General features: G+C 68.7%; 10 protein-coding genes. 5 read left to right on the forward strand and 5 right to left on the reverse strand.

What is annotated here, in order from left to right; translation table 11 throughout:
• The 3 genes from E1261_RS41470 to E1261_RS41480 all read left to right on the forward strand — a co-directional run.
• On the forward strand, positions 1-405 hold a 405-nt coding region (locus tag E1261_RS41470), incomplete at its 5' end, for a CPBP family intramembrane glutamic endopeptidase (protein ID WP_132415252.1).
• A gap of 49 nt (positions 406-454) precedes the next feature.
• Positions 455-715 (forward strand): hypothetical protein, encoded by a 261-nt coding sequence (locus E1261_RS41475; RefSeq protein ID WP_132415253.1) that lies wholly within the window; start codon positions 455-457, stop codon positions 713-715.
• 20 nt (positions 716-735) lie between these two features.
• Positions 736-1,269 carry a GNAT family N-acetyltransferase gene (locus E1261_RS41480; RefSeq protein ID WP_132415254.1) on the forward strand — a complete coding sequence of 178 codons (534 nt, stop codon included), beginning with the start codon at positions 736-738 and terminating at the stop codon, positions 1,267-1,269.
• An 8-nt stretch (positions 1,270-1,277) separates the two neighbouring features.
• On the opposite strand, the gene E1261_RS41485 is transcribed toward E1261_RS41480, so the two are convergent.
• The 4 genes from E1261_RS41485 to E1261_RS41500 are packed head-to-tail and all read right to left on the reverse strand — an operon-like array spanning position 1,278 to position 5,202.
• A complete protein-coding gene (locus tag E1261_RS41485; RefSeq protein WP_132415255.1) occupies positions 1,278-2,003 on the reverse strand; it encodes an amidohydrolase family protein in 726 nt (241 codons plus the stop codon).
• Entirely contained in the window at positions 2,003-2,722 is a 720-nt protein-coding gene (locus E1261_RS41490; RefSeq protein ID WP_132415256.1) for an amidohydrolase family protein, read from the reverse strand. Before E1261_RS41490 ends, E1261_RS41485 begins: the two co-directional genes overlap by 1 nt.
• The gene (locus E1261_RS41495) at positions 2,722-3,930 is read right to left on the reverse strand and encodes a DegT/DnrJ/EryC1/StrS family aminotransferase (protein WP_132415257.1); all 1,209 of its coding nucleotides are present in this window, start codon (positions 3,928-3,930) and stop codon (positions 2,722-2,724) included. Before E1261_RS41495 ends, E1261_RS41490 begins: the two co-directional genes overlap by 1 nt.
• Before the next feature lie 57 nt (positions 3,931-3,987).
• Complete coding sequence (locus E1261_RS41500; RefSeq protein ID WP_132415258.1) at positions 3,988-5,202, reverse strand: helix-turn-helix domain-containing protein; 1,215 nt, start codon at positions 5,200-5,202, stop codon at positions 3,988-3,990.
• A 112-nt stretch (positions 5,203-5,314) separates the two neighbouring features.
• On the opposite strand from E1261_RS41500, the gene E1261_RS41505 reads away from it, so the two are divergent.
• Positions 5,315-5,905, forward strand: coding sequence for a TetR/AcrR family transcriptional regulator (locus tag E1261_RS41505; RefSeq protein ID WP_132415259.1), 591 nt, complete (start codon positions 5,315-5,317; stop codon positions 5,903-5,905).
• On the opposite strand, the gene E1261_RS41510 is transcribed toward E1261_RS41505, so the two are convergent.
• On the reverse strand, positions 5,892-6,974 hold the full coding sequence (locus E1261_RS41510) for an aldo/keto reductase (RefSeq protein WP_132415260.1): 1,083 nt from the start codon (positions 6,972-6,974) through the stop codon (positions 5,892-5,894). The two genes, E1261_RS41505 and E1261_RS41510, sit on opposite strands and share 14 nt — an antisense overlap.
• 58 nt (positions 6,975-7,032) lie before the next feature.
• On the opposite strand from E1261_RS41510, the gene E1261_RS41515 reads away from it, so the two are divergent.
• On the forward strand, positions 7,033-7,337 hold a 305-nt coding region (locus tag E1261_RS41515), incomplete at its 3' end, for a gluconate 2-dehydrogenase subunit 3 family protein (protein ID WP_165952822.1).

Genomic DNA, 7,337 nt, shown 5'->3' on the forward strand with positions numbered 1-7,337 from the left:
GGGTTCTACCTGCTGGCTTACGCGTCCGGGGCCAATTTGAGCGTGGATCCGGCGCAATTGCCGGATCACTGGTGGCGGATCCCGATTCTGATCGCGGTGGCCGCGCAGAACGCCGTACTCGAAGAGGTCATCGTGCTCGGGTACCTGAACCGCCGGCTGGACCAGCTGGGGTGGTCGGTCGGGCGGAGTACGGCGGCGAGCGCGCTGCTGCGGGGGTCGTACCACCTGTATCAGGGGGTCGGCGGGTTCGCCGGAAACGTGATCATGGGGGTGATTTTCTGCTACCTCTACCGCCGGTGGGGGCGGGTGATGCCGCTGGTGGTGGCGCATACGGTGATCGACATCGTGGCGCTGGTCGGGGCGACGTACCTGATCGGGAAGGTCGGCTGGCTACCCGGGTCGTAACCGATGGGTGCTTCGTCAGGTTGTGAAGGGCGTGACAGTCAACGGGGAAATGACTCATGAGACCGAAACCAGCGATCCGCCCGCGATCGATGCCGGCCTGGCGGCTGCGGCCCTGGCCGTCTTCGCGCACCGGCACGAGGTCGTCCACCTGCTGTACGCGGCCACCGACGAACCGGATGCGCTCACCCGGATCGCCAATCTGCTGAAGGTGGACGAGTCGACGATCGGGCGGGTGCTCGACCAGCCGCTGCGCTGGATGCTGCCGCAGTTCCGCGCCGAACTGGAGACGATCTCCGCGACGCCGGGGTGAGCCCCGGCTACCGTGTTCGGGTGCAGAGCTACCGGGCGGACCTTCTCGAGATCGCGGACGAACTGACCGAGGCGTACGTCGAGGTGTTCACGGCACCGCCGTTCGAGCACCGGGACCCGGCGGAGACCCGCGCCGCCTTCCGGCAACGGCTGGAAGGTGATGTACGGCGCGCCGGGTTCCAGGCGTGGATCGAGCGGTCGGCCGACGGGCGGATCGCCGGATTCGTCACCGGGTGGACGACACCTGCGCCGTTCCGGACGGATCGCTCGTACGGCGCTGTGCTGAAGCGGCTCGGGGCAGAGCAGGTCGACGAGTTGCTGGTCGGCGCGCTCGAGATCGACGAGCTGGGCGTGCTGGCTCAGGCGCGGGGGACCGGTCTCGGCCGCCGCCTGCTGGAAGCGGCCACTGCGGAGCATCCCCGCGCCTGGCTCCTGGCCTGGAACCAGAACTTCGACACCCTTGCCTTCTACCGCCGCATCGGCTGGACCGAACCCCCGGTCCACGGCCCCGAAACCGACATCATCGTCTTCCTCGCCCCGACCCGTACTCCCTGACTGGGCGGTCAGAGGGCGAAGAGGGTTGTCGCGTTCTGCCAGCGAACGGCTTCAGACTCCGTGGGGGTCAGGGCGGCGGCAGTGAGGGCGCCCAGGGCTACTGAGGGGTCGATGAGGGTGGCGTCGGTGCCGAACATTAGGCGGGTGGGGCCGATGCGGTCGAGGATCCAGCGGATGCGGTCGGCGTCGGGGGCGGACCAGCAGGGTTCGAACCAGAGGTTGCCGGCGCGGCGGGCGGCTTCGGGGACCTGGCGCCAGGCGCCGGCGCCCATGTGACCGGCGATCAGGCGGGACTCGGGGACTCGGGCCGCGAGGTCGGCCAGGTCGAGGACGGTGTCGCCCCAGGTGTGGACGAGGGTGGGGAGGCCGTACTCGGTGGTGAGCTCGATGGCGGCCTGCATGGCGGGGGTGGCGATCGGGGTGCGGCTGTACTCGGTGTGGATCTTGGCGCCGACCCAGCGGCTGTTGCCGACGACGAGGTCGCGGAGGTCGGTGCGGGCCTCGTCGAGGCGGCGGGGGTCGATCACGAGCATGCCGCGGAGGCGGTCGTCGGCGGGGAGCTGCTCGGCGAGCGCGCGGTTGCCGGCCGGAGCGTCGTACACGATGCCTTCGATCGAGGAGACCAGCTGCAGGTCGATGCCGAAGCGGTCCATCAGCTCGAGGTTGACCTCGATCGGGCCGACCTCCATCGAGAAGAACCACGGGCCCCAGTGGGCGTGGACGTCGATCAGCATCACGGCTCCAGCAGCTTGGTCAGGAACGCACTGCCCACCTGGGCGATCTCGGCCGGGGTCAGCTTCGAGCTGAGCAGGCGGCCGAGCACCGAGTAGGTCTCGTGGAACGGCGTCCGGGTACCGAAGACGAGGCGGCCGGCGCCGACCTCGGCGGCGACGATCTCCAGCGAATCCGGCCCGGTCAGCATCCGGGTCGAGGTATGGAACCCAGGCTCCGCGCGAGCCAGCAGCACGAAGTCACCCAGGTAGTAGAAATGTGTGTCCAGGAACACGACCCGCGCCCCGAGATCCCGCAGCGCCGGACCAACCACCCGTACGTCGCCCTCCACGAACAACGTGAGCCCGGCCGCCACGACGAGTCGCGCCACATGCCCGAACGATGGGTACGACGGCTCGACCGCCTGAGCCGTTGGCGCCAACCGGATTCCGGCCGGCCGCTCCGAGGACAGCAGCCGATCCAGCTCACGCTCAGCACCCAGCGGATCCCGCAGATCGAGCACCGGGCAACTCGTCCAGCCGTTGCCCTCGGCCACTACCCGGGCCTCGTCGTTCCCCGACGGTACGTCGAAGTGGACCGCCCGCAACGAGGACACCAGCCCACCGGAGATCCCGGTCCCGGCGAACACTTCCTGCACCCGTTCGGGCCGGCTCCAGCGCCCGGTCGTCACGTCGTGCCCGACCAGGATGTCGCAGTCGAGCAGTAAAGGCGCGTCGGTCATCAAGACTCCAGGGCGGTGTGGACCTTGCGGATCGCGGTGACGATATCGTCCACGTCGGCGCCGCTGTAGTTCTCGTTCCAGGGCAGCACGACGAGCCGGTCGTTGATCAGGGTCTCCGCGTTCGGGCACAGCCCAGGTGGATACTCGACATCCCGCAGCGGGAAGCCGGATCCGCCGTACGTGACCTTCGAGCGGATCGCCGGCGCCGCGTACAGCGGTTCGGTCAGGTAGCCCGGCGTACAAGGGACACCTTCGGCGGTGAGAGCGGCCGCCCAGGGATGGATGTTGCCGTCGAGCAGCAACGGGTACTGCCAGTACACGTGATCACCATCGTCTCGCGGCGGTAGTAGACCGATGAGATCGCCGATCCCGGCGGTGAGCTTCGCGGCCCCGGTACGGCGGTCGTCGACCACCTGGGCCAGTCGGGTCAACTGAACCCGCGTGACCGCCGCGGTCAGCTCGGTCATCCGGTAGTTCAAGGCGAGGAACAGGTACGTGCGCTCGTCGGTGTCCCGTGGCCAGCCTTTGTCGGTGAACAGCCGCATCCGCCGCGCCAGCGCGGCATCATCGGTGATCACGAGCCCGCCGTCACCCGCGCTGATGTGCTTCGACTGCTGGAGACTGAAGCAGCCGATGTCGCCGACACGTCCGGCGTAGACGTCGCCCACCGGCGCGAGATACGCCTGCGCGCAGTCCTCGATCAGCAGTAGACCGTGCTTGTCGCACAGCGCCCGCAGCTCGCGGATCGGCGCCGGCTTGCCGAACAGGTGAACCGCCAGGACCGCCTTCGTCCGCGGCGTGATCGCAGCCTCGACAGCGGCCGGATCCAGGCTCCCGGTGGTCAGATCCACATCCGCGAACACCGGTACGGCGTTCTGCATGATGATGGGGAAAACCGTCCCCATGTCGCTGATCGGCGTCGTGATGATCTCGTCGCCCGGCTCGGGGTTCACCGCGGCCACGGCCAGATGGAGCGCCGCCGTACCGGAGCTGCAGGCAACGGAATGACCCGCGCCCAGCAACGAGGCGAATTCCCGCTCCAGCGCGCGCACCTCGGTACCCCAGGTGGCCGACAGCATGCCGCTGCGCAGCACTCGCTCGGCCGCCGCGACCTCCTCGTCGCCGAAGCGTCGTCCGGCGGCGTTGAAAACCGACGGCAGGGGAGTGGATCGAACCGGGGTCCCGCCGTTGACGGCTAGCTCGGACACAAAGCCTCCGCGGTGGTAATTACGGTCATGGCTGTAATTACCACCGACCCTACTGGATCAGAGGTGGACGCGGTAGACGACCAGTGGCCGGCCGCTGCCGGTACCGATCTGGGTGCCGGTCGCGTCGGCGAGGCCGGCCCGCTCCAGCCGGTTCAGTACGCGACGCGCCGTTCGCGGCTGGATCCCCAGGTGATCGGCCACCGAACGCGTGGTCACCCCGTCCTCCGGCTCCGAATGCACGAGCTCCTGCAGCCGCTCGAGTGTTGCCTTCGACAACCCGGCCCGCTGCGCAAGCAGTTGCAGCTTCGACCGTTGCTGCGCCCGCGGTGTCGCGCCACCGACCAGGATCAGATCGATGTCGTTGCGCAGCGAAACGACCGCCGCAGTGCGCCCAGCCGTCTTCGCGCGCCCAAGTGCTCGCCGCGCCAGCGCCTCGGTCTCGATCCCGGAACCGCCGATCCCGAACCCGATCCGCACCGGCCCGAACTGCTCCTTCAGCCGGGTCAGCATCCCGAGCTCGGTGAACGAGGCCGTCGCCTGCTCCAGCGGTCCGCGGGTGGCAATCACGAGATAGCGCTTGTCGTCGTACGGGATCACGCTGCCGCCGAGCGACCCGGCCTCGCGCCGGAGAGCGCTCTCTCCGGCCGCAGCGATCTCAACCAGCCCGAGCGCGATCTGGGCGTCGTCACTGCGCAACGCGTCGTGCACGAGCAGCAGACCGTTCAGCGCGCTGCGCACCGAGTGGATCGAAGGCGCGAGCCGGATGGTCGGCTGCTCGGACCGCAGTTTGTCGTACGCCGACCGCAGGCAGGTGATCGCCACCGTTGCCTTCGCGTTCCGGTGAAACTCCAGTACGTCGTCCGAGCTCAGCCCCGGGCGGTACGGCAGCACCTTGACCCCGCGGGTCGGCAGACCCGCCTCGGCCAGCGTCTCGTGCACCTGGGCCTCGTCTAGTACGTCGATGCTCATCGACTTGATGTCCTGGCCGTCGCCGAGCAGTTCGACCAGTGCCCGTAGCAGCGTGGCGCCGGTGTACTCGACGTGGGTCGCCGGGCGGTCGAGCAGGTCGTTCGCCGCGGCGATCTGGTACGGGACGACACCGGTGAACAACCACGCGTCCACACTCGGTGGCGCCGCGGCCAGCACCTTCGGAGTATCGGTCTCCCGGCGATATTTCAGAGGCAGAACCTCGATACCGCGCTGGGATCCGATGATCTTGCACGTGGAGGTGACCAGGTCCGACGGCCCGACCACCCCGATCGTCGTCACCATCGCCGGTCAGCCTCTCTCACCGGGTCAGTCTCGTCAGATCGCCGCGCCCCCGCAACAACCCGCGCCGTACACCGGCCTCCGTGGTTCTGGACCAGTCGGTACAGTCGAGGTCGTGCTGACTGCCAAAGGGAAGGCGACCCGGGACCGAATCGTGGCTGCGGCCGCGCTGGAGATCCGCGAGCGGGGGATCGCCGCGGTGACGCTCGACGACGTCGGCCGGCGCAGCCGGACCGGGAAGAGTCAGCTGTTCCACTACTTCCCGGACGGCAAGGAGCAACTGCTACTGGCGGTTGCCGAGCGCGAGGCCGAGCGAGTGATCGAGGATCAGGAGCCGCAGCTCGGCCAGTTGACGAGCTGGGATGCCTGGCAGGACTGGCGCGATGTGCTGGTCGAGAAGTACCGGCGGCAGGGCGTGCACTGCCCGCTCGGCGTACTGATCACCGAGATCGGGCGGCACACGCCCGCGGCCCAGGTGGTCACCGGGAAGCTGCTGACGCAATGGCAGCAGGCGTTGCAGGCCGGGATCCATCAGATGCAGGCCGCTGGCGAGATTCGCGCCGATGTCGACGCGAACCGGGCCGCCGGCGCGTTGATGGCCGCGATCCAGGGCGGTGTCGCGATCCTGATGTCGTCCGGCTCGGCCCAGCATCTCGAGTACGCCCTCGATCTCTGCTTGGACTACCTGCGCGTCAAGACCAGTTGACGACCGGCGGTTGGTAACCAGCAGGCTTGTCGGCAACCTTCGTACCTGCACTCACCAACCAGCCTTGGTACTCCGGCGTGAACATCCGGTACACGGACTCGGCCGGTACGGCGCTCGCCGCGTCGAGGTCGGCGCGCAGCGCGGCCGGGATGGTGAAGTCGAGCGCGGCCATCGTCGCGGTGAGCTGCTCCGGCGAGCTCGCCCCGACGATCGCGGACGCGACGCCGGGTTGGGTCGCGACCCAGTTCACCGCGACCTGTGCCATCGTGACGCCGAGCTCGTCGGCCACTGTTCTGAGGGTCTTGAGCAGGTCCCATTGCCGATCGCTCCAGGAACGCGAGGGAGCGCTCTCTCCGGTCAGACGCCCTTCTCCGGTAACGCCTTCGAGTTCGTCGCGGCGGTACTTCCCGGTGAGGAATCCGCTGGCGAGCGGGCTCCACGCGGTGATGCCGAGACCGAGCGTCTGGGCCATCGCGACGTGCTCGGTCTCGATGGTCCGCTCCGCCAGCGAGTACGGCAGCTGCAGGCTGACCATCGGTACGACGTCGTTCTGCGCGCGAGCGGCGTACCAGGCCGGTACGTCGGACAGTCCGGCGTACCGGATCTTGCCGGCGCGGGTGAGGTCGTCGAACGTGCGCAGGACCTCGTCGATCGGGGTGACACGGTCCCAGGTGTGCAGGAGGAAGAGATCGAGGTAGTCGGTCTGCAGCCGGCGCAGCGAGTCCTCGACCGCGCGGATCATGTGCTTGCGGCCGTTGCCGCCGGCGTTCGGGTTGCCGGGGTCGACGCTGTTGGTGAACTTGCTGGTGAGCACGATGCGATCCCGGAGAGCGCTCTCTGAGATCAGTTTCCCGAGGAGTTGCTCGCTCTCGCCCGCGGTGTAGAAGTCGGCGGTGTCGATGAAGTTGCCGCCGGCATCGACATAGGTGTGGAAGAGGGCGCCGGCCTGGTCGGCGGTGCGGCCGTAGGGCGCATGGAATCCACCTGTGCCGAAGTTCATCGTGCCGAGGGCCAGCCGGCTGACGCGGAGGCCCGAGCGGCCGAGCAGGTAATAGTTGTCGAGTGCCATGGCTCCAGCGTTCCTCGGAGAAAATGGACCGGCAAGTACAAACTGTGGAGGGCTGGACGTGCTGACCGAAACGCAGCGGCAGGTGTTCGAGCGGCTGGCCGAACTCGCCGTACCGGCCGACGACAGTCCGTCTGCTGCGGAGGCGGGCGCGGTGGAGTTCATTGAGCGGGTGCTGACGGTGGACCGGCCGGACTGGCAGCCCCGTATGGACCGCGCGCTGGCGGTCGCGGGGGAGGCGTTACGCGCGCCAGCGGCTGAGGCGCTCGAGGCGGTGCTCGCGGATGTCGATGGGGCGTGGCTGGTCCGCCTGATCGCCCAGGGCTACTACGCGGGGGAGTCGGCGTGGGGAGCGGTGGGGTGGCG

The organism is Kribbella albertanoniae (assembly GCF_004348455.1).
In the GTDB taxonomy this organism is placed as follows: Bacteria; Actinomycetota; Actinomycetes; order Propionibacteriales; family Kribbellaceae; genus Kribbella; species Kribbella albertanoniae.